The 18,288-nt window shown below is 69.6% G+C and carries 16 protein-coding genes; 7 read left to right on the forward strand and 9 right to left on the reverse strand.

Annotation, left to right across the window (positions count from 1 at the left end):
- Positions 1–23 precede the first annotated feature (23 nt).
- Positions 24–263 carry a hypothetical protein gene (locus OHA61_RS12840; RefSeq protein WP_406303173.1) on the forward strand — a complete coding sequence of 80 codons (240 nt, stop codon included), beginning with the start codon at positions 24–26 and terminating at the stop codon, positions 261–263.
- Positions 264–416: 153 nt separating this feature from the next.
- Here OHA61_RS12840 and OHA61_RS12845 read toward each other — a convergent pair whose 3' ends face one another.
- The 8 genes from OHA61_RS12845 to OHA61_RS12880 all read right to left on the reverse strand — a co-directional run bounded on the left by OHA61_RS12845 (position 417) and on the right by OHA61_RS12880 (position 8,089).
- The gene (locus OHA61_RS12845) at positions 417–1,022 is read right to left on the reverse strand and encodes a response regulator transcription factor (protein WP_406303174.1); all 606 of its coding nucleotides are present in this window, start codon (positions 1,020–1,022) and stop codon (positions 417–419) included.
- Positions 1,019–2,173, reverse strand: a complete 1,155-nt coding sequence (locus OHA61_RS12850; protein ID WP_406303175.1) for a sensor histidine kinase — start codon at positions 2,171–2,173, stop codon at positions 1,019–1,021. Before OHA61_RS12850 ends, OHA61_RS12845 begins: the two co-directional genes overlap by 4 nt.
- A complete protein-coding gene (locus OHA61_RS12855; protein WP_406303176.1) occupies positions 2,170–2,910 on the reverse strand; it encodes an ABC transporter permease in 741 nt (246 codons plus the stop codon). Before OHA61_RS12855 ends, OHA61_RS12850 begins: the two co-directional genes overlap by 4 nt.
- A complete protein-coding gene (locus tag OHA61_RS12860; protein WP_406303177.1) occupies positions 2,907–3,836 on the reverse strand; it encodes an ABC transporter ATP-binding protein in 930 nt (309 codons plus the stop codon). Before OHA61_RS12860 ends, OHA61_RS12855 begins: the two co-directional genes overlap by 4 nt.
- 205 nt (positions 3,837–4,041) lie before the next feature.
- Complete coding sequence (locus OHA61_RS12865) at positions 4,042–6,282, reverse strand: hypothetical protein (RefSeq protein WP_406303178.1); 2,241 nt, start codon at positions 6,280–6,282, stop codon at positions 4,042–4,044.
- Positions 6,283–6,587: 305 nt separating this feature from the next.
- On the reverse strand, positions 6,588–6,962 hold the full coding sequence (locus tag OHA61_RS12870) for a DUF6113 family protein (protein WP_389371657.1): 375 nt from the start codon (positions 6,960–6,962) through the stop codon (positions 6,588–6,590).
- Positions 6,959–7,846, reverse strand: coding sequence for an N-acetyl-1-D-myo-inositol-2-amino-2-deoxy-alpha-D-glucopyranoside deacetylase (mshB, locus tag OHA61_RS12875; RefSeq protein WP_406303179.1), 888 nt, complete (start codon positions 7,844–7,846; stop codon positions 6,959–6,961). The genes OHA61_RS12870 and mshB overlap by 4 nt, the downstream gene beginning before the upstream one ends.
- 48 nt (positions 7,847–7,894) lie before the next feature.
- Positions 7,895–8,089 (reverse strand): hypothetical protein, encoded by a 195-nt coding sequence (locus OHA61_RS12880; RefSeq protein ID WP_324986400.1) that lies wholly within the window; start codon positions 8,087–8,089, stop codon positions 7,895–7,897.
- A gap of 157 nt (positions 8,090–8,246) precedes the next feature.
- Between OHA61_RS12880 and OHA61_RS12885 the strand changes: the two genes are divergently transcribed.
- Positions 8,247–10,382 (forward strand): prolyl oligopeptidase family serine peptidase, encoded by a 2,136-nt coding sequence (locus OHA61_RS12885; protein ID WP_406303180.1) that lies wholly within the window; start codon positions 8,247–8,249, stop codon positions 10,380–10,382.
- A gap of 276 nt (positions 10,383–10,658) precedes the next feature.
- On the opposite strand, the gene OHA61_RS12890 is transcribed toward OHA61_RS12885, so the two are convergent.
- Positions 10,659–11,678: a hypothetical protein gene (locus OHA61_RS12890; protein WP_406303181.1), complete on the reverse strand. Its 1,020-nt coding sequence runs from the start codon at positions 11,676–11,678 to the stop codon at positions 10,659–10,661.
- Positions 11,679–12,101: 423 nt separating this feature from the next.
- Between OHA61_RS12890 and OHA61_RS12895 the strand changes: the two genes are divergently transcribed.
- From OHA61_RS12895 to OHA61_RS12915, 5 genes are all read left to right on the forward strand, one after another.
- A complete protein-coding gene (locus tag OHA61_RS12895) occupies positions 12,102–13,139 on the forward strand; it encodes an ABC transporter permease (protein WP_406303182.1) in 1,038 nt (345 codons plus the stop codon).
- Positions 13,140–13,229: 90 nt separating this feature from the next.
- A complete protein-coding gene (locus tag OHA61_RS12900) occupies positions 13,230–15,020 on the forward strand; it encodes an ABC transporter substrate-binding protein (RefSeq protein WP_406303183.1) in 1,791 nt (596 codons plus the stop codon).
- A 79-nt stretch (positions 15,021–15,099) separates the two neighbouring features.
- Positions 15,100–16,077, forward strand: coding sequence for an ABC transporter permease (locus OHA61_RS12905; RefSeq protein ID WP_324986387.1), 978 nt, complete (start codon positions 15,100–15,102; stop codon positions 16,075–16,077).
- 9 nt (positions 16,078–16,086) lie between these two features.
- Positions 16,087–17,148, forward strand: a complete 1,062-nt coding sequence (locus tag OHA61_RS12910; RefSeq protein WP_406303184.1) for an ABC transporter ATP-binding protein — start codon at positions 16,087–16,089, stop codon at positions 17,146–17,148.
- Positions 17,149–17,161: 13 nt separating this feature from the next.
- On the forward strand, positions 17,162–18,280 hold the full coding sequence (locus OHA61_RS12915; protein WP_406303185.1) for an ABC transporter ATP-binding protein: 1,119 nt from the start codon (positions 17,162–17,164) through the stop codon (positions 18,278–18,280).
- Positions 18,281–18,288 lie beyond the last annotated feature (8 nt).

Here is an 18,288-nt window from a genome sequence, read left to right on the forward strand (position 1 = left end):
CACACAGAGCGAGAGGCCCGCCCATGCCCGACACCCCCCACGCCCCCGGCGCATTCGTCGCCCACACCGGCACCGACGTCTACGGCCCCGGCAAGGTCCTCGCCGTCGAGGGCGATCACCGGCGCGTCAGATTCGTCCACTTCGTCGCGACCATCCGCGCGCACGACCTGCGCGCCGCCTCGCCCGATGAGACCGCGCAGGTGACGCAGTGGCTGCGGCAGAAGCAGAAGCAGAAGCAGAAGCAGCAAGGTGGCCAGTGGTGATGACTCTTCGCGTATCGCGCGACGGTGGCCGCACGTGGGGTCCTGCCGTCACCGTCCGGCCCAAGCCGGGGACCGTACCGATCGAGTCCGGGGTGCGCTATCCGCCGTGCGCCTGCCCGCGGTGCGCTCACTCGAAGTGGCAGGTCCCGCGGCTTACAGCCAGCCCTTCTCCCGCGCCACCCGCACCGCCTCCGCCCTGTTCCTGACCGCGAGCTTCTGGATCGCTGTCGAAAGGTAGTTGCGCACCGTCCCCTGGGACAGGTGCAGCCGCGCCGCCAGTTCCGCGTTCGTCGCGCCGTCCCCCGACGCCCGCAGGACCTCGCGCTCGCGGTCGGTGAGCGGGTTCGCGCCCTCCGCCAGGGCCGCGGCGGCGAGGGTCGGGTCGATGACGCGTTCGCCGGCGAGCACCTTGCGTACCGCGTCGGCCAGTTGGGCCGCGGGGGCGTCCTTGACCAGGAAGGCGTCGGCGCCCGCTTCCATGGCCGTACGGAGATAGCCGGGGCGGCCGAAGGTCGTGAGGATGACGATCTTCACCGCGGGGAACTCCGCGTGGAGTTCGCGCGCCGCCTCGATGCCCGTCCTGCCCGGCATCTCGATGTCGAGCAGCGCGACGTCCACCTCGTGGGCGCGCGCCGCCGCCAACACCTCGTCGCCGCGTGCCACTTGGGCGACCACCTCGAAGTCCGGGTCCAGGCCGAGCAGTGCCGCAAGGGCCTCGCGGACCATCGACTGGTCTTCGGCCAGGAGGAGTCGGATCATGAGGCGGATCCTAGAGGGACCCGCACGGTGAGCGTGAAGCCGCCTTGGGAGCCTCGGCCGGAGCCGGTGTCCACCGTGCCGCCGACGTCCGTGATGCGTTCGCTCAGCCCCGTCAGACCGTTGCCGAACGGCGCGCTGCCGCCACGGCCGTTGTCCTGAACCATCAGCTCCAGGACCGGGCCGTCCAGCGTCTGGCGCGGGGTCAGCGCGACGACGCAGCGCTGCGCGCCGCTGTGGCGTACGACATTGGTCACCGCCTCCCGCAGCGACCAGGCCAGTGCCGCCTCCTGCTGCTCGGCGATCTCCGGGGCGTCGGCGGGAACCTCAGCCGTGATTCCGGCCGCGGCCAGCGCGGTGCGCGCGCCGGCCAGCTCGCCCGGCAGCGTGGGCCGCCGGTAGCCGGTGACCGCTTCCCGTACGTCGACGAGTGCCTGGCGGCTGACCTTCTCGATGTCGGCGATCTGCTGGGCGGCACGCTCCGGCTGGTCCGGCAGCATCCGCCCGGCGAGCTCGCTCTTGAGGGTGATCAGCGACAGGGAGTGGCCGAGCAGATCGTGCAGGTCCCGGGCCAGCCGCAGCCGTTCCTCGTTCGCCGCGAGCTGGGCCACCGTGGCGCGGGCCTCGCGCAGTGCCTTGGTCGTCACGACCATCTGGCGCACTCCCGTCAGCGCGAAGCCGCCGAGCAGGGCCGGGATGACGACGGCCGGGAGGACGTCCCCCGGGTTGTCGGTCTTCAGGCCGATGAGGACCATTGCCGCGGTGATGCCCGGGATGACCACGCGGGCCTGGTTCAGCGGCAGTGTCGCTCCGGCCGAGACCGAGACGTACACGAACAGCACCAGCCACGCGGAGCCGAGGCTCAGAGTGAGGACCGCCGCGAGGGAGAACAGCACGGCGAGCGTGACATGCACGATGGTCCTGGTCACCGGCTTGGAGGTGTGGCGGAAGACGAGGACCAGATAGACGGCGACGAAGGTCACGAGGCCGAGCCACCCAAGTGCGGTGGTTCGGCTCGTGTGTTCGCCACGGAGCAGGTCGCTTACAGGGGCGCCCATGAAGGCCAGCCAGATACATATCCAGAGCAGTTTCACTGCGGCCTGGCGGCGCGTGGTCGGCGGGCGCCCGATCCTGGCGAAGGTTTCCTCGTTCACGCCTTCAGTGTGTCCTTCCGGTACAGCCAGGCCGCGCCTCCCGCGAAGAGTACGAAGTACACCCCGAGGATGGCGATGTCCTTCAGATGGGGGGAGTTGCCGAGCTCGATGGCCTGGCCGAGCCCCGCGTACGCGTGCGTGGGCAGCCATTCCGCGATGTTCTGCAGCCACTGCGGGTAGACCGTGGTGGGCATCCACAGACCGCCGAGGATCGAGAGCCCGAAGTAGAGCATCATCGTGACGGGCCGGACCGCGTCTCCGCTCGCGACATAGCCGACGGCCACGCCCAGCGCGGCGAAGACCAGGCTGCCGGCCCAGATGGAACCCGTGAGCGCGAGCCACTGCCAGGTCTCCAGGCGTACGCCCTTGGCCAGGGCGGCGACGGCGAAGACGATCAGGATCGAAGGCAGGGTGACCACGGCCGCACCGGCGATCTTCGCCAGGACATAGCCGCGGCCGGGCAGCGAGGTGAGCCGCAGCTGGCGGACCCAGCCCTTCTCACGCTCCTTGGCGATGCGTTCGCTGTTGCCCATCAGGACAGCGGTCAGCGCGCCGAACGAGGCCATGGCGACCATGTAGAAGGCGGGCATCGTCAATTCGGTGTGCGGGACCTTTGCCGCGGAGTCCTGGGTGCCCGCGATCATCAGGAACAGCGCGGAGGGATAGATCACCGAGAAGAACATGAACTTCTTGTTCCGCAGGGTGCGGGTGATCTCCAGCTTGATGAGAGTGTTCACAGCGCCTTGGCCTCCTCGGCCTCCGTGATGGCGACGAAAGCCTGCTCCAGGCCCAGTCCTGCGACTTCGAGATTGCGGGGGTAGACCCCGAGTCCGTACAGCGCGTGGACGGTCGCGTCCGCGTCGTGCGACTGGATGCGGACCGTGCGGCCGGACACGGAGAACGTGGACAGGAACGGCAGTCGACGCAGCGCGACCTCGTCGAGCGGGCCCTGAAGATCGAAGGAGATCCGCCGCGCCCCCGCCTTGGCCTTGATCTCGGCGGCTGTGCCGTCGGCGAGGAGACGCCCCCGGTGCAGGACGAGCACCCGGTCGGCGATCGCGTCGGCCTCTTCCAGATAGTGCGTGGCGAAAAGGACCGTACGTCCCTGCTCGGTCTGTTCGCGCATGGTGGCCCAGAAGGAGTGCCTGGCCTGGACGTCCATGCCTGTGGTCGGCTCGTCGAGGACGATCAGATCGTTGGCACCGGCCGTCGCGAGCGCGAACCGCACGCGCTGCTCCTGGCCGCCGGAGAGCTTGTTGACCATACGGTCGGCGATCTGACCGATCCCGGCCTGGGCGAGCACCTGGTCGACGGGGTACGGCCTGGGGTGCAGCGCGCAGGCGAGCTTCACCAGTTCGCGGACCCTGACCTCCTCCATCAGGCCGCCGCTCTGGAGCATCGCGCCGACCCGGCCGGCCGCGACGGCCTGCTGCGGGGTCGTGCCGAAGAGCCGTACGGAGCCGGTGTCGGCGGGGCGCAGGCCGAGGAGCAGATCGAGCGTGGAGGACTTGCCCGCGCCGTTGGGGCCGAGGAGGGCGACGGTCTCGCCGGGGTGGAGCGTCAGCGAGAGGTCGGCCACGGCGCGGACCGTGCCGTAGCTCTTGTTCACATTCTCGAAGCTCACCACCGGAGTTGTGCGGGTGGGAGGGGCTGTCGTCGTCATGTGTTCAGACTGGCCGCCGGACCGGGTCCGCCGTCAGTGTCGTCGGTCGTGACTCCGGGATGACAGATGTCATGGCCCGCACCATGACCCCGGCTCTGATCCCGACCGGGATGCCGAGTGTGATGCCGACGGTGATGCCGACGGCGACAAGAGCCCCCGCCCGGGTCCGGGCAGGGGCTCTGATCAGCGACGAAGCGGCCGGCAGCTAGCTCGGGTCGAGCTCGATGACCGTGGTGCGCTCCTCGGGCGTCTTGCCGCGCAGCGCCGTGCCCATGGCCTGCGCGACATCGTCGGCGGAGACCTCGTGCTTCTTGCCGTCGCCCTTGGTGATCATGACGCCGTCGAAGACGCCGTCCAGGAGTTCCTCGATCGCCTTCTTGTCGTAGACCTCGACGAGCTTGCCGTCGATCGCCTTCATGGAAAGGATCTTCGGCAGCGACCTGGCGGGGCCGAACTGGATCTGCTTGTCACCCGCCTTGATCGTGATCAGGCCGGACATCGCGGGCTCCGCGAAGGCCTTCATCGCCCGGTCGAGCTCCGTCTGGCTTATCGCCGGCTCGCGGGTGGCGACGGGCAGCTCCACGAGGTTCGGCCTGCCCGTCTCGACCTGGGCGCGGTACGCGTCCTTGACCGAGAGCATGGAGCGTCCGACGTCCAGCGCCTTGCCCGACTTGCCCGGTACGGCCACGGCCTTGCCCGGCTCGAACCTGATCGTGCCCTCGGTGGCCGAGCCCGAGACGCCCGCGAGGTCGGTGAGCGCGACGCTCAGCTTCTCCTCGTCGACCAGGATCACCGGCTCGGCGACGCGCTCGCCGCCGAAGAGGGAGCCGATCACCGAGAACGGGTTGTAATCGCTGCCCGCGGCGTTACGGACGGTGGCCTGGCTGTCCAGCGAGAGCCCGGCCTTGTCCGGGGCGAGCTGCTCCTTCTTGCCGCCGACCGAGAGCTGCAGCGGGGTGGCCGCGCGCTTGCCGAGAGCGGCGTCGAGCTTGCCGACGGCGTCCTCCTTGGTGCCGCCGCCGATGTCGACACCGAGGACGGTGGTGCTCTTCGGTACGTCGGAGTGGTTCATCAGCAGGCCCGCGCCGTACGCGATGCCGAGCAGGACAAACACTCCAGCGCCGGCGAGCACCAGCTTGGAGCGGCCCTTCTTGGCGGGCGCGGAACGGGGGGCCGGGGCGGGCCGGGCCGCGGCCGGCGCGGCAACGGGGGCCACCGGGCCACCCGGGGTACCGCTCGTACCGGCCGGGAACTCGGGCGCCGAGAAACCGGCGTCGGGTTCCTGCGGGCCCGGGCCACCGATGATCGGGGTCGCGAGCGGGTTCGGCCCGGTGCCAGGTCCGGTCGCGGGTCCGGCGCCGGCGAAGGGCGGGAACGGCGAGCGGTGCTCCGGCGGGACCACGGGGATCCCGCTGGTGAGCGTGTCGCCGGAGACATGACCACCGGGGGGCTCGGCGGCCGGTCCTGCGGGCTTCTGCGGGGTCAGTACGGCGGTGTCGTCCGACATCAGAGGAACGCCGGAGCCAGGTCCTCCCGGGCCGGGTGCGACGGGGCCGGGTACGCCCGGGCCCTGCCCGGGAACGCCGTGGCTGGGGCCCTGAGGCGCGCCCTGGCCGCCCGTACGCGGACGGATCGGCATGCTGCCCTTGACCGGGCCCCCTGTCGGGCCGGTCGGCGGCCGTACACCCGTTGGAGGCGTGCTGCCCCCTGGAGCCCCAGAGGCGAAGCCGTTCGCACCCGCGGGCGGCGCGTCGGCGTTCGCCGCCAGGTCGCTGATCGCGCTGCGCGGGCGCGGCGCGGACGTCTCGGGACCGGGGCCGGAACCGGGAGGGGCCTGGCCCGGGCCCGGCGGACGCCCGCCGGACTGCTGCCCGTCGGAGAAGTACGGAAGCCCCGCCCCGGGACCACCGCCGTTCGCAGCCGCGCCGGACCCGCCGGACGCACCGGCCGGACCCGCGGGCGCCGCGGAAGCGGACGACTGGGCGCCCGGTACCGAAAGCCCCGCCCCGTTCGTACTCGTCGACGAGGACTTCCGCGGCGCGAACCAGTCGCTCGCCGGGGCCTTCTCCTCGGCCTGCGGCTCCGCCGCCGCGGCGTCCTGCGCCACGTCCGGCCGGGGCGTGCTGCCCGTGCGCTCGCTGTCGTGGCCACCGGTTGCGGCCGCGTGGGCGTCCGCCTCCGCCTCGCTCATCGGCGTACGCATGACGACCGGCGGGATCGGCCGCGAACCCGGGATGTTGATCCGGATGCGGGTGGTCAGCGTGGTCTCGGTCCTGGGCTCGTCCGGCTGCGGCTCGGCGGGCGCGGCAGCGGTCTCGTCCGGAGCGTCCTGCGTGGGGTGCAGCGACGGATACTGGCGGGATCCGTACGGCGGTGTTCCCGAGGGGTACGCGGCTCCACCGCGCCCCTGGGGGCCGGAGGACGAACTGTCAGTTTCACGACTCAAAGCAGGTTCTCCCGGTTGGCTCCACCGCCCGTTTCTTACAAGTGCGTGCTCTGCTGCGGGCGGCTCGGCGGCGCGCACCACCATACTGGCCGCCGCCGACAGACACCCCGGGACTGTGGAAAGCGACATTCCGCCGACCGTACGGGCATGGTCAGTTCAGTGCCTTCCCACCCCCTGGGGGCGACCCACCATAGGGGCCCGCAGCGCGGCGTGTGCGTCGGGGGTCCCGCCCGAGGTGAGAGCGGTGTGCGGCACATTGGCCCCGGACCGGCACACAACCGTGGAAGAGGTACCTCGCGTTGCCGTTACTTGCCAAGTCGGCCGGGGGCGCCGCCCGGTTGCGCGAGCCGCGGCAGGGTGGCGCACATCACAGCAATCGCCATTCCGCCGAGCATGAAGACGAGCGGCCCCACGCCGGCGCCGAACAGGCCGTCGCCCTCCGGGCGGCCGATGCTCAGCGCCACGATCGCCAGCAGCCAGCCCACGGCGGGGGACAGCACGCCGAGCTGGGTGCCGGTCAGCAGCAGCGCGCCGTAGAACAGCCCGGCCGTGGCGAGCAGCGCGAGCACCAACCCGGCCGGGAGCCAGGCCCCTTGGACCAGTGAGCCCGCGATGCCGACGAGCGCGCCGAACACCGCGAGAGAGAGATAGCCGGCGATCCGGCCGCCGCTGACGCTCATGTCGCCACTCCCGCGAAGAGATCGTGCTCACGCTCTCCGGGCGGCGCGCCCGGCTCGCCCCGCACCAACTGGTAGTACTCCGTCACGAAGATCGGTTGCCCCAGATCGTTGGAGAGTGCGAAGAACGGGCCGTCCACGGCGATTTGGGAGGCATGGGCGCGCATGGCCGCCGCCTTTTGTTCCGCGTACGGCCTGCCGTCGATCTCCGCGGTGATCTCGGAGTCGTCGACCACACCCGGAATGTCGTCGATCTCCGCGATGCCCGGGAAGTCCACTCCGGCGGCGCGCAGTCGCGCGAAGCCTTCCGCGGCCACCGAGCGCGGTACCCGGTTCCAGTAGATCTTGGCGATGGAGTGCGCTTCGCCGAGATCGGGCCGGAAGGCGGGATCGCCGGCCAGCTCCGCGGCGCGCATCGCGACCCGATGGGCCTGGATGTGGTCGGGATGTCCGTAACCGCCGTTGGGGTCGTACGTCACAAGGACCTGGGGGCGCACCGAGCGGATGATCTCGACGAGATACGCAGCGGCCTCGTCCACGTCGGTGTTCCAGAACGCTCCCGCGCGACGGTTCTGCGGGAGGCCCATCATCCCGGAGTCCCGGAAGCGGCCGGGCCCGCCCAGGAAACGGTGGTCGGTGACGCCCAGCTCCTTCATCGCGGCGGCCAGTTCGCCGATGCGATGCGGCCCGAGGCGGTCGTCCCGGTCGGGCGCGAGGTGGGCGAGGTCCGGCGGAATGACCTCGCCCTCCTCCCCGAGGGTGCAGGTCACCAGCGTGACCCGGGCGTCGTCGGCCGCGTACCTGGCCATCGTCGCGCCATTGTTGATCGACTCGTCGTCCGGGTGCGCGTGCACCAGCAGCAGACGGCGGGCGGGAAGATCCTTCATACGGGACAGCCTACGAGGCCGGACAGCCCCTGCGGCCGGGCCGCGGCTCTAGAACTTGATGCCCCCGATCATCCCGGCCACATTCGTGGTCAGTTCGTTGATGGTGGGAGCGATGGACGAACTGGCCAGATAGAACCCGAGCAACACGCAGACCACCGCATGCCCACCCTTCAGCCCGGATTTCCGGACCAGCAGGAAGACGACGATCGCCAGCAGCACCACCGCCGAAATCGAGAGTGCCACGGCGGTTCACCTCCACAGATATTCGGTCGGGACGGGCAGCTTGCATGTGCCAGGGGGTTCTATACCCACCTTGCGCTACGGATCATAACTATCCGTTCCCACGCATCGATCGGTGCACGGCAGCACATGGGGGCGCACGAACGCTAGGTTCGGTCGCATGACGACGAAGCCGCAGCTCTCCTTCCCGCGTCAGTACGCCAGGACCCAGCGCTTCACTCTCGGCGCACCGCGCGCCTTCACGGTGTCGCCGGACGGCTCCCGGGTGGTGTTCCTCCGGTCGCCCTCGGGGACCGACCGGACCGGCCGGCTCTGGGTGCTGGATCTCGACGGCGAGTCACGCAGGCCGCAGGAGCGGCTCGCCGCCGATCCGCAGGCGCTGCTCGGCGGGGCGAAGGAGAAGCTCTCGGCCGAGGAGCGGGCCCGGCGGGAGCGCAGCCGCGAAGGTTCGGCGGGCATCGTCGGCTACGCGGTGGACCAGGCGGTCGAGTTGGCGGCATTCACCCTTTCCGGGCGGTTGTACGCGGCCGAGCTGCGAGCAGGGACCGCCCGCGAACTGCCCGTGCCCGGACCGGTGATCGACCCCCGGCCCTCCCCCGACGGCCGGCACATCGCCTATGTGGCCCGTGGCGCGCTGCGGCTGACCGGCGCGGAGGGCGAAGGGGACAGGGCGCTGGCCGAGCCGGAGATCGAGCACACGACGTACGGCCTGGCGGAGTTCATCGCGGCCGAGGAGATGGACCGCTCACGGGGCTTTTGGTGGGCGCCCGAGTCGGACCGGCTGCTGGTCGCGCGCGTGGACGAAAGGGACGTACGGCGCTGGTGGATCTCCGACCCCGCCCATCCGGAACGGGAGCCGGAGCAGGTGCGGTATCCGGCGGCGGGCACGCCCAATGCCGAGGTGCGGCTGTTCCTGCTCACGCTGGACGGGGAGCGTACGGAGGTGAGCTGGGACCGGTCGCGCTATCCGTATCTGGCACGGGTGCACTGGTCGGCGGCGGGCGCTCCGCTGCTGCTCGTCCAGGCGCGCGACCAGCGGACCCAGCTGTATCTGGCGGTGGACCCGGAGACGGGCAAGACCCGCACGGTGCATGTCGACGAGGACGCGGTGTGGCTGGATCTGTTCCCCGGGGTGCCGGCCTGGGCGCCGGACGGGCGCCTGGTGCGGATCGCGGACGAGGGCGGCGCCCGGGTGCTCGCGGTCGGCGACCGGACGCTGACGGGGGCGCAGTTGCAGCTGCGGGCGGTACTCGACATCGGCGAGAACGATGTTCTGGTGTCCGCGGCCGCGGGCGAGGAAGCCGCGGATCCGGAGATCGGCGAGATCCATGTGTACCGGGTCAACGAGCTGGGGATCGAGCGCGTCTCGGAAGGGGCCGGGGTGCACTCGGCCGTACGCTCCGGCGGGGTGACGGTACTGGCCTCCTCACGCACGGAGGTGAGCGGCACGTCCGTGCAGGTGCTGCGGGACGGCAAACCGGTCGCGACGGTGGCCTCGTACGCAGAGCAGCCCGTGCTGTCCGCGCGGGTGCGGCTGGTGGAGGGCGGGCGGCGGCGGATTCCCTGCGCGGTGCTGCTGCCGACCGGCTACCGGGAGGCGGACGGGCCGCTGCCCGTACTGATGGATCCGTACGGGGGACCCCACGGCCAGCGTGTGTACGCGGCACACAATCCGTATCTCACCTCCCAGTGGTTCGCCGACCAGGGCTTCGCGGTGATCGTCGCGGACGGCCGGGGGGCTCCCGGGCGCTCGCCCGGCTGGGAGAAGGCGATCAAGGACAACTTCCCGCTGACCCTCGACGACCAGATCGAGGCCCTGCACTCGCTCGCCGGAACGTTCCCGCTCGACCTGGACCGCGTCTCGATCCGCGGCTGGTCGTACGGCGGCTACCTGGCGGCGCTCGCGGTCCTTCGCCGCCCCGACGTCTTCCACGCGGCGGTGGCGGGTGCGCCGGTGACGGACCTGCGGCTGTACGACACGCACTACACCGAGCGCTATCTCGGCGATCCGGCGAAGCAGCCGGAGGTGTACGCGGCGAACTCCCTTGTCACGGACGACGGGTTGACGGCGCCGGAGAACCCGGCGAGGCCGCTGATGATCATTCACGGTCTGGCGGACGACAATGTGGTGATGGCGCATACGTTGCGGTTGTCGTCGGCGTTGCTGGCGGCGGGGCGGCCGCATGAGGTGCTGCCGCTGAGCGGGGTGACGCATATGACTCCGCAGGAACAGATCGCGGAGAACCGGCTTCTGCTGGAGGTGGACTTCTTGAAGCGCGCGCTGGGTCTGCGGTAGGCGGTGCCGCTGCGCGGGGCGTGTTCCCCACCCCGCCCTCCCCCAGACTCCGTCCGGGGGGACCCCCAACCTCCTGGCGCCCGCTTCGCGGCGCGAACCGGGGGCTCCGCCCCGGACCCCTTGCGGGGGCGCTGCCCCCGGACCCCCGCTCCTCAAACGCCGGAGGGGCTGAGTGTGCGGCTCTGCCGCACAATTTCAGCCCGTCCGGCGATTGAGGACATGCGGCCGAAGGTCGCATACGGGGTCCGGGGCGAAGCCCCGGTTCGGGAACCCCCGCTACCACCCCGGCGGTGGCGAGCTCGGCGGTGGCGGGCCGAACACCCCCGTCGGCGCCGCCCGCCGCGCACCCGTCACGCCGTTCCCCTCCCCCCGCCGCCCCAGCGCAACCAGCAGCGTCAATCCCGCCGCCACCTCGAACAGCCAGGACAGCACCAGCAGTTGGTCCCGCGTCGGCAGATCGCCGAGCCGGGTGAAGAGGTCGTTCCGTACCGCGATGTCAACTCCCCGACCGCCCGTGCCGAGCACAAGGGCCCCCGCCACCAGGCCCAGTGGCCGCGAGTGGACCGCGTGGAAGAGCGCTCCGATCGCCGCGACCAGCGCGAGCGTCACGGTCACGGCCGTCAGCCATCCCGGCGGTGTCCCGAGCAGCGGCATCAGGACCGTGTCGTCGCCGGTGAAGCGGTCGAGAGAGCGCGAGCCGCCGATCTCCCTCGCCGTGTAGACCTCCCAGGCCGCCAGGACCGCCGCCGCCGTGCCGAGGAGCAGAAAGGCGAGGACGGACACACCCTGCGTGGGCCTGGTCGGCGTCCGTTCGTGGGCCGCCGGGGAGCCATGCACGGTGTACGGGTCGTACGCAGCGGGCGCCCGCCGTCCCGCCGCGGCCGTGATGATCAGCCCCAGGCCGAGCCCCAGTGCGGCGAAGGCGCAGTACAGCGCCCTGGTGCGCAGTTCGTCGGTGGCTCGCTGTCCCATCCAGGAGGAGCTGAGCACCCACAGCCCGGGGAGCCGGACGGCGAGGGTGACCACTCCGGCTGCCACCAGCGCGGCGGCCGCGACCGGTGAGCGCAGAGCGGCGACGGCCACGGTGAGGTACACCGCGAGCAGCACCAGATCCTCAAGGGTGGTCGTCATCGGGGCGGAGGCACTGACGCCGCCCGCGTTCCCGGTCCAGAACCGCCACAGGTCGAGCGGGTCGTCCACGGTGGTGAGATCACGGGCGATCCACACACCGACGAGGATCGCGAGGGCGGCGCACAGCACGGAGCCGGTGATCCGGGCCCCCCGCGTAAAAGTCACAGTGCGATGTTGCATCGCTCCACTGCGCCGAACAAGGGCCCGCACGGCGCGGGCGACCGGCCGGAGCCACATGGCGAGCCCCAGCCGGTCTACGGCACCCGCACGGCCGTACGCTGTTCAGCGTGGCGCGTTCGTATATCGGTGTTGCGACAGTCAAGTTGCCTGCATGTTAACGAATTTGATGGGCATTTATTGAGCTATGTCGCCCACCTCGGCCGACTGTCAAGCACGTCGCCACCTCGATCTGCACAACGTTCGCTCAAGAAGCGCACCGACATCACGCCTTTCGCCTCCTGGCTCTTGACTGGCACTGACAACGATTGCCACAGTCCGCTCAACCAGCAGCGTTTTCCGAGCTCTTGACGGCACGTCAGTACGTCAGTCATGAACCGCGAGTCATGAATTGCGGGGGCGAGCAGAAACGTGACGACATCCCGTGGCGAGTTAGCCGAACAGGCCACCGATCCGGCCACCGCGGCCGGTCCGCTCCCTGCCGCCCCGCCCGGGCAGGAGCAGACCCTGGTCGGCCGGTCCCCCGGCCGGCTGGCATGGCGCCGCTTCAGACGCGACCGTACCGGCGTACTCGCCGCGTACATCGTGCTGTTCTTCTTCGTCGTCGCGGCTCTCGCCCCGGTGATCGGCTGGCTGTACGGGAAGGATCCGTACACCACCTACGGCCTCGACCGACCCGAACTGCTCGATCCGATCACCAGCTATCCGGTGAAACCCAATGGCGGCATCGACGGTGAATTCTGGTTCGGAATCGAACCGAGGCTGGGCCGCGACGTCCTCATGCAGCTGGTGTACGGAATCCGCACCTCGCTGCTGATCGGTGTTGCCGCGACCATTCTCTCCACCGTCACCGGAATCCTCGTCGGAGTGACCGCCGGCTATATGGGCGGCCGTACCGACTACTTCCTGGGCCGGTTCATCGATCTGCTGCTCTCCTTCCCGCAGCAGCTCTTCTTCGTGGCTTTCATGCCGGTGGTGACCGCGCTGTTCGTCAGCCCGCAGAAGGAGACCCCGACCTACTTCCGGGTCACCGCGCTGGTCCTCGTGCTCTGGCTGCTGGGCTGGATGACGCTCGCGCGGCTGCTGAGAGCCCAGGTGCTGAGCCTGCGCGAAAGGGAGTTCATCGAAGCGGCCAAAGTCACAGGGGCCCCGCCCTGGCGCATCATCCGCAAGGAGCTGCTGCCGAATGTGACGACGCCGATCCTGGTGCAGTCCACGCTCATGCTGCCCAACTTCGTGACCCTGGAGGCAGGTCTCTCCTTCCTCGGCGTGGGCCTGGTGGAGCCGACGCCCGACTGGGGCCGGATGTTCGCCAAGGGCGCCGACTTCTACGAGGGCGACATCACCTACATGTTCTTCCCCGGCATCGCGATGGTGATCTTCGTGGTCGCCTTCAACCTGCTCGGGGACTCGGTCCGGGACGCCATCGACCCGAAGACCAGGCTCTGACGCCCATCCCCGGGCACGTGGCGAGGCACAGCGCAAGGCACGTCGTAAGGCACTGAGTGTTCCGTCCGACGAGGCAGGTGCATGGAGACCATGACGTCCACCATTCAGCGAAGAGTGCGGATCTCGGCCCTTTCGGTCGCCGCCGGAGCGCTTGTGCTGTCCGCATGCAGCAGCGGCGGCGGGGGTGACAGCAAGGACAAACAGTCCAAGGAACCCGAGCTCAAGCAGCAGACCATCAGCATCGGCACCGCTCAGGACTCCACCGGGCCCGCCCCGGACCTCCCGGGCGCCAAGCCCGGCGGCACGGTCTCCGTGCTCCAGCGTGACGCCTTCGAGCATCTGGACCCCGGCCAGATCTATGTCAGCGACGAGCTGATCATGCAGACGCTGTTCAATCGCACCCTCACCACCTACAAGATCGACGACAAGACCGGGAAGGTGACGCTGGTCGGCGACCTCGCCACGGACACCGGAAAGTCGTCGGACGGCGGCAAGACCTGGACGTACACCCTCAAGGACGGGCTGAAGTTCGAGGACGGCACGCCGATCACCTCGAAGGACATACGGCACGGCGTGGAGCGGTTGTACGCCAAGTACCAGGTCAGCGGGCCGACTTATCTGCAGCAGTGGCTCTCGGGGTCCGGGCAGACCTTCCGGAAGGCGTTGCCGGACGGCCCGTACAAGGGCAAGCATCTGCCCGACAGCGTGCTTGCCACGCCGGACGACAAGACGGTCGTCTTCCACTTCACTCAGCCGCGGGCCGAAGTGCCCTTCGCGGTCGCCATGCCGAACATCACAGCGGTGCCTGCAGCCAAGGACACCCAGGAGAAGTACGACAAGGCGCCGGTGGCCTCGGGCCCGTACAAGATCCAGAACTTCAAGCCCGACAAGAGCATCGAGTTCGTCAGGAACAGCAACTGGGACCCGAAGACGGACGCGGTACGCCATCAGTACGCGGACAAGTTCTCGGTCACCTTCGGGCACCAGTGGGTGGACTCCACGCGCCGGCTCGTCGCCGGGCAGGGCGCCGACAAGACGGGCATGACCTTCACCAACGCGGTCGACCCGTCGCTGATCTCCACGGTGCTGGGGAACAAGGAGGCGATGGCGAGGTCGTTCACCAAGACCCAGCCCTACGTGGACGTCGTCAGCTTCAACATGGACCGGCTGGGGGACAAGCGGGTACGTCAGGCGCTGGCCTGGGCCTGGCCGTCAGGGCAGGTGCTCCAGCAGTACGGCGGCGTGAAGGCCGGCGAGGTCGCGGGCGGCCTGGTCGGCCCGACCCTCAAGGGCTACCAGCCCTTTGATCCGTTTGAGAAGAAGAAGTACCCGGCGGGCAACCCGGAGAAGGCCAAGGCGCTGCTGAAGGAGGCCGGCCAGGAGGGCAAAACGATCGTCTACGCCTACGCCAACACCGGTCCCGCCCAGAACGCCGCGGTGGTCGTGGAACGGGCGCTGGAGAAGGCCGGATTCCAGGTGGAGAAGAAGGAGATCGACTCCACCACGTACTACACACAGATCGGCAAGGTGAAGAACCAGTTCGACGCCTACCGCTCCTCGTGGGGCGCCGACTGGCCGTCCGCTTCGACGGTCGTGCCGCCGCTGTACGACGGCAAGAACATCTACGACGACTCGGCGAACTACTCGCACCTCAACGCCCCGGCCGTCAACGCCGACATCGCCAAGGCGGAGAAGATCGGCGACATCGACCAGGCCGGCAACGAGTGGATCAAGATCAGCCAGAAGATTCTCACCGACGAGGTGCCGCAGGTGCCGATCTTCTACAACCGGCTGTTCACGCTGTGGGGCTCGGGCCTCGGCGGGGTGAAGTTCCACGAGCCGTACGGGGCCGTGGACCCGACCGCCGTCTTCGTCAAGTAACCCGCCGGAACACCGGATCGGCTCCCCGCCCGCTTCTGGGGGCGGGGGCCGGTCCCTCTCACCGGAAGCCCGCGAAGCCATGCTGAGATTCCTCGTCCGCCGCACGCTCGGTGCCCTCGTCATCCTTCTGGTGATCAGCGCGGTCACCTTCTTCCTCTTCTTCGCGCTGCCGGCCGAGCCGGCCCGGCTGGCCTGCGGAAAGAACTGCGATCCCGCCGCGCTCGCCCTGATCAACAGCAACCTCGGCCTCGACAAGCCGGTTCCCGTGCAGTACTGGGACTTCATGGTGGGGATCTTCGCGGGCCGCGACTTCTCCGTCGGGCACTGCGACGCGCCCTGCTTCGGCTACTCGTTCGTCAATCAGGAATCGGTGTGGGGCACGATCCTCGACCGCTTCCCCACCACGCTCTCGCTGGCCTTCGGCGGCGCGGCCGTCTTCCTCACCGTAGGCGTGGGTATCGGTCTGCTGGCCGCCGCGCGCCGCGGCACCTGGGTCGACAAGTTCTTCAGCTCACTGTCGCTGCTCGGCTCGTCGCTGCAGATCTACTTCGTCGGCGTGCTCGCTCTGGCGCTGTTCGTCTCCAACCTGGGCTGGCTGGACCAGCCCGAGTACCGCCCGATCACCGAGGACCCGGCCGGGTGGTTCACCGGGATGATCCTGCCCTGGCTGGTGCTCTCCATGATCTTCGTCGCCAACTACAGCCGACTGGCACGGTCGTTGATGGTCGAGCAGTTGCAGGAGGAACATGTCCGGGCGGCCCGCGCGAAGGGGCTCGCCGGCCGGACGGTGTTCTTCCGGTACGCCATGCGGGGCGCGGTCGCCCCGGTGCTGACCATCTTCGGCATGGACCTCGGCTCACTGCTGGGCGGCGCGATGATCACCGAGGTCACCTTCACGCTGCACGGCATCGGCCGGCTGGCCGTGCAGTCCGTCCAGCTCACCGATCTGCCCATGCTGATGGGCGTGATGCTGGTGAGCGCGGCGGCCATCGTCTTCTTCAACATCGTCGTGGACGCCGTCTACGCCCTGCTCGATCCGCGTGTGCGGCTGGCATAGGAGTCTTCAGTGACCACGCTGACCAAGACCGATCAGCCGGCTTCCCCGGCGGCGGACGGCCCTTTTCTCTCCGTACGCGATCTGCACGTCCACTTCTCCACGGAGGACGGCATCGTCAAGGCGGCCGACGGGATCTCGTTCGATCTGGAGCGAGGCAAGACGCTCGGCATCGTCGGTGAGTCCGGCTCCGGGAAGTCCGTCACCAATCTCTCCATCCTCGGTCTGCACGACCCCAAGTTCACCGAGACCTGGGGCGAGATCGTGCTGGACGGCGAGGAGTTGACCGGAGCAGGGGAACGGACGCTGGAGCGGCTGCGCGGCAACAAGGCCGCGATGATCTTCCAGGACTCGCTCACCGCGCTCTCGCCGTACTACACGATCGGACGGCAGGTCTCGGAGCCGTACCGCAAGCACACCGGGGCCTCCAAGCGCGAGGCATGGGCCCGGGCGGTTCAGATGCTGGAGAAGGTCGGCATTCCACAGGCAAAACTGCGGGCGCACGACTATCCGCACCAGTTCAGCGGTGGCATGCGGCAGCGGGCGATGATCGCGATGTCGCTGGTGTGCAATCCGGCGCTGCTGATCGCCGACGAACCGACTACGGCGCTGGACGTCACCGTGCAGGCGCAGATTCTGGATCTGCTGCGCGATCTCCAGCAGGAGTTCGGCTCGGCGATCATCCTGATCACACACGACCTGGGCGTGGTGGCCAATGTCGCCGACGATCTCCTGGTCATGTACGCCGGGCGGGCGGTCGAGCGGGGTTCGGTACGGGAGATTCTGCGCGATCCTCAGCATCCGTACACCTGGGGCCTGCTGGGGTCGATGCCGCGGCTCGGCTCGGACGTCTCGGAGCTGCTGACGCCGATTCCGGGAGCGCCGCCGAGTCTGCTCGCGCCGCCGCCGGGCTGTCCGTTCCATCCGCGCTGCGGCTACCCGTCGACGGTCGGTAGCGCGAGGTGCGAGGAGGAACGGCCGGAGCTGCCCCCGGGACGAGGCTCCGCCTGCCATCTGACGGGCGAGCAGAAGCGAACGGTCTTCATCGAGCAGATCAAGCCCCGGCTGGGATAGGGAGAGACGCGACATGGCGCACGAAACCACCATCCCGGCCCCGCGTGACCGGGCGCCCGCGGGCGGCGACGTCCTGATGACGGCACAGGGCCTGACCAAGCACTTCCCGATCCTCGGCGGGTTTCCGTTCAAGCGGCGGATCGGGTCGGTACAGGCGGTCGACGGCATCGATCTGACGCTGTACGAGGGCGAGAGCTTCGGGCTCGTCGGCGAGTCGGGGTGCGGCAAGTCGACGACGGGCCGTCTGCTGACCCGTCTCCTCGAGCCGACCGCAGGGAAGATCACCTACCGGGGCCAGGACATCAGTCACGCGGACCGCAGACAGCTGGCACCGGTCCGCTCCGAGATCCAGATGATCTTCCAGGATCCGTACTCCTCGCTGAACCCCCGCCAGACGGTCGGCAAGATCATCTCCGGCCCCATGGAGATCAACGGCATCCGGCCGCGGGGCGGCCGCGAGAACAGGGTGCGGGAGCTGCTGGAGACCGTCGGCCTCAATCCCGAGCACTACAACCGCTTCCCGCACGAATTCTCCGGCGGTCAGCGCCAGCGGATCGGCGTCGCGCGGGCGCTGGCGCTGGAGCCGAAGCTGATCGTGGCGGACGAGCCGGTGTCCGCGCTGGATGTCTCCATCCAGGCGCAGGTCGTCAATCTGCTTCAGGAACTCCAGCGGGAGCTGGGGATCGCGTTCCTCTTCATCGCCCACGACCTGGCGGTGGTACGGCACTTCTCGCAGCGGGTCGCGGTGATGTACCTGGGCAAGGTGGTCGAGGTGGGCGACCGTGAGTCGATCTACTACCGCCCCCGCCATCCGTACACCCATGCGCTGCTCTCGGCGGTCCCGGAGGCGGCACTGACGGACGAGGCGGAGGCGCGTACGCACGAGCGGATCCGGCTGGCGGGCGACGTCCCGTCACCGATCGAACCTCCGTCGGGCTGCCGCTTCCGCACGCGATGCTGGAAGGCTCAGCATAAGTGCGCGGCCGAGGAGCCGCCGCTGGTGCGGATCGAGGGAAGCCACGACGGCCACCTGACGGCCTGCCACTTCCCGGAGGACCCGACGCGGGAACGGGAGGAGGAGGTCATCCTCGACCCGGCGCTGCGCGCGGCGGAGGACCTTGCCGACGGCTGAGCGGAACC

Source organism: Streptomyces sp. NBC_00885, from assembly GCF_045207475.1.
In the GTDB taxonomy this organism is placed as follows: Bacteria; Actinomycetota; Actinomycetes; order Streptomycetales; family Streptomycetaceae; genus Streptomyces.

Excerpts from the sequence above, each read along its gene's own strand:
- OHA61_RS12840 (WP_406303173.1), top strand. The coding sequence starts at position 24 with ATGCCCGACACCCCCCACGCCCCCGGCGCATTCGTCGCCCACACCGGC.
- OHA61_RS12845 (WP_406303174.1), bottom strand. The coding sequence starts at position 1,022 with ATGATCCGACTCCTCCTGGCCGAAGACCAGTCGATGGTCCGCGAGGCC.
- OHA61_RS12860 (WP_406303177.1), bottom strand. The coding sequence starts at position 3,836 with ATGACGACGACAGCCCCTCCCACCCGCACAACTCCGGTGGTGAGCTTC.
- OHA61_RS12870 (WP_389371657.1), bottom strand. The coding sequence starts at position 6,962 with ATGAGCGTCAGCGGCGGCCGGATCGCCGGCTATCTCTCTCTCGCGGTG.
- mshB (WP_406303179.1), bottom strand. The coding sequence starts at position 7,846 with ATGAAGGATCTTCCCGCCCGCCGTCTGCTGCTGGTGCACGCGCACCCG.
- OHA61_RS12885 (WP_406303180.1), top strand. The coding sequence starts at position 8,247 with ATGACGACGAAGCCGCAGCTCTCCTTCCCGCGTCAGTACGCCAGGACC.
- OHA61_RS12900 (WP_406303183.1), top strand. The coding sequence starts at position 13,230 with ATGACGTCCACCATTCAGCGAAGAGTGCGGATCTCGGCCCTTTCGGTC.
- OHA61_RS12905 (WP_324986387.1), top strand. The coding sequence starts at position 15,100 with ATGCTGAGATTCCTCGTCCGCCGCACGCTCGGTGCCCTCGTCATCCTT.
- OHA61_RS12915 (WP_406303185.1), top strand. The coding sequence starts at position 17,162 with ATGGCGCACGAAACCACCATCCCGGCCCCGCGTGACCGGGCGCCCGCG.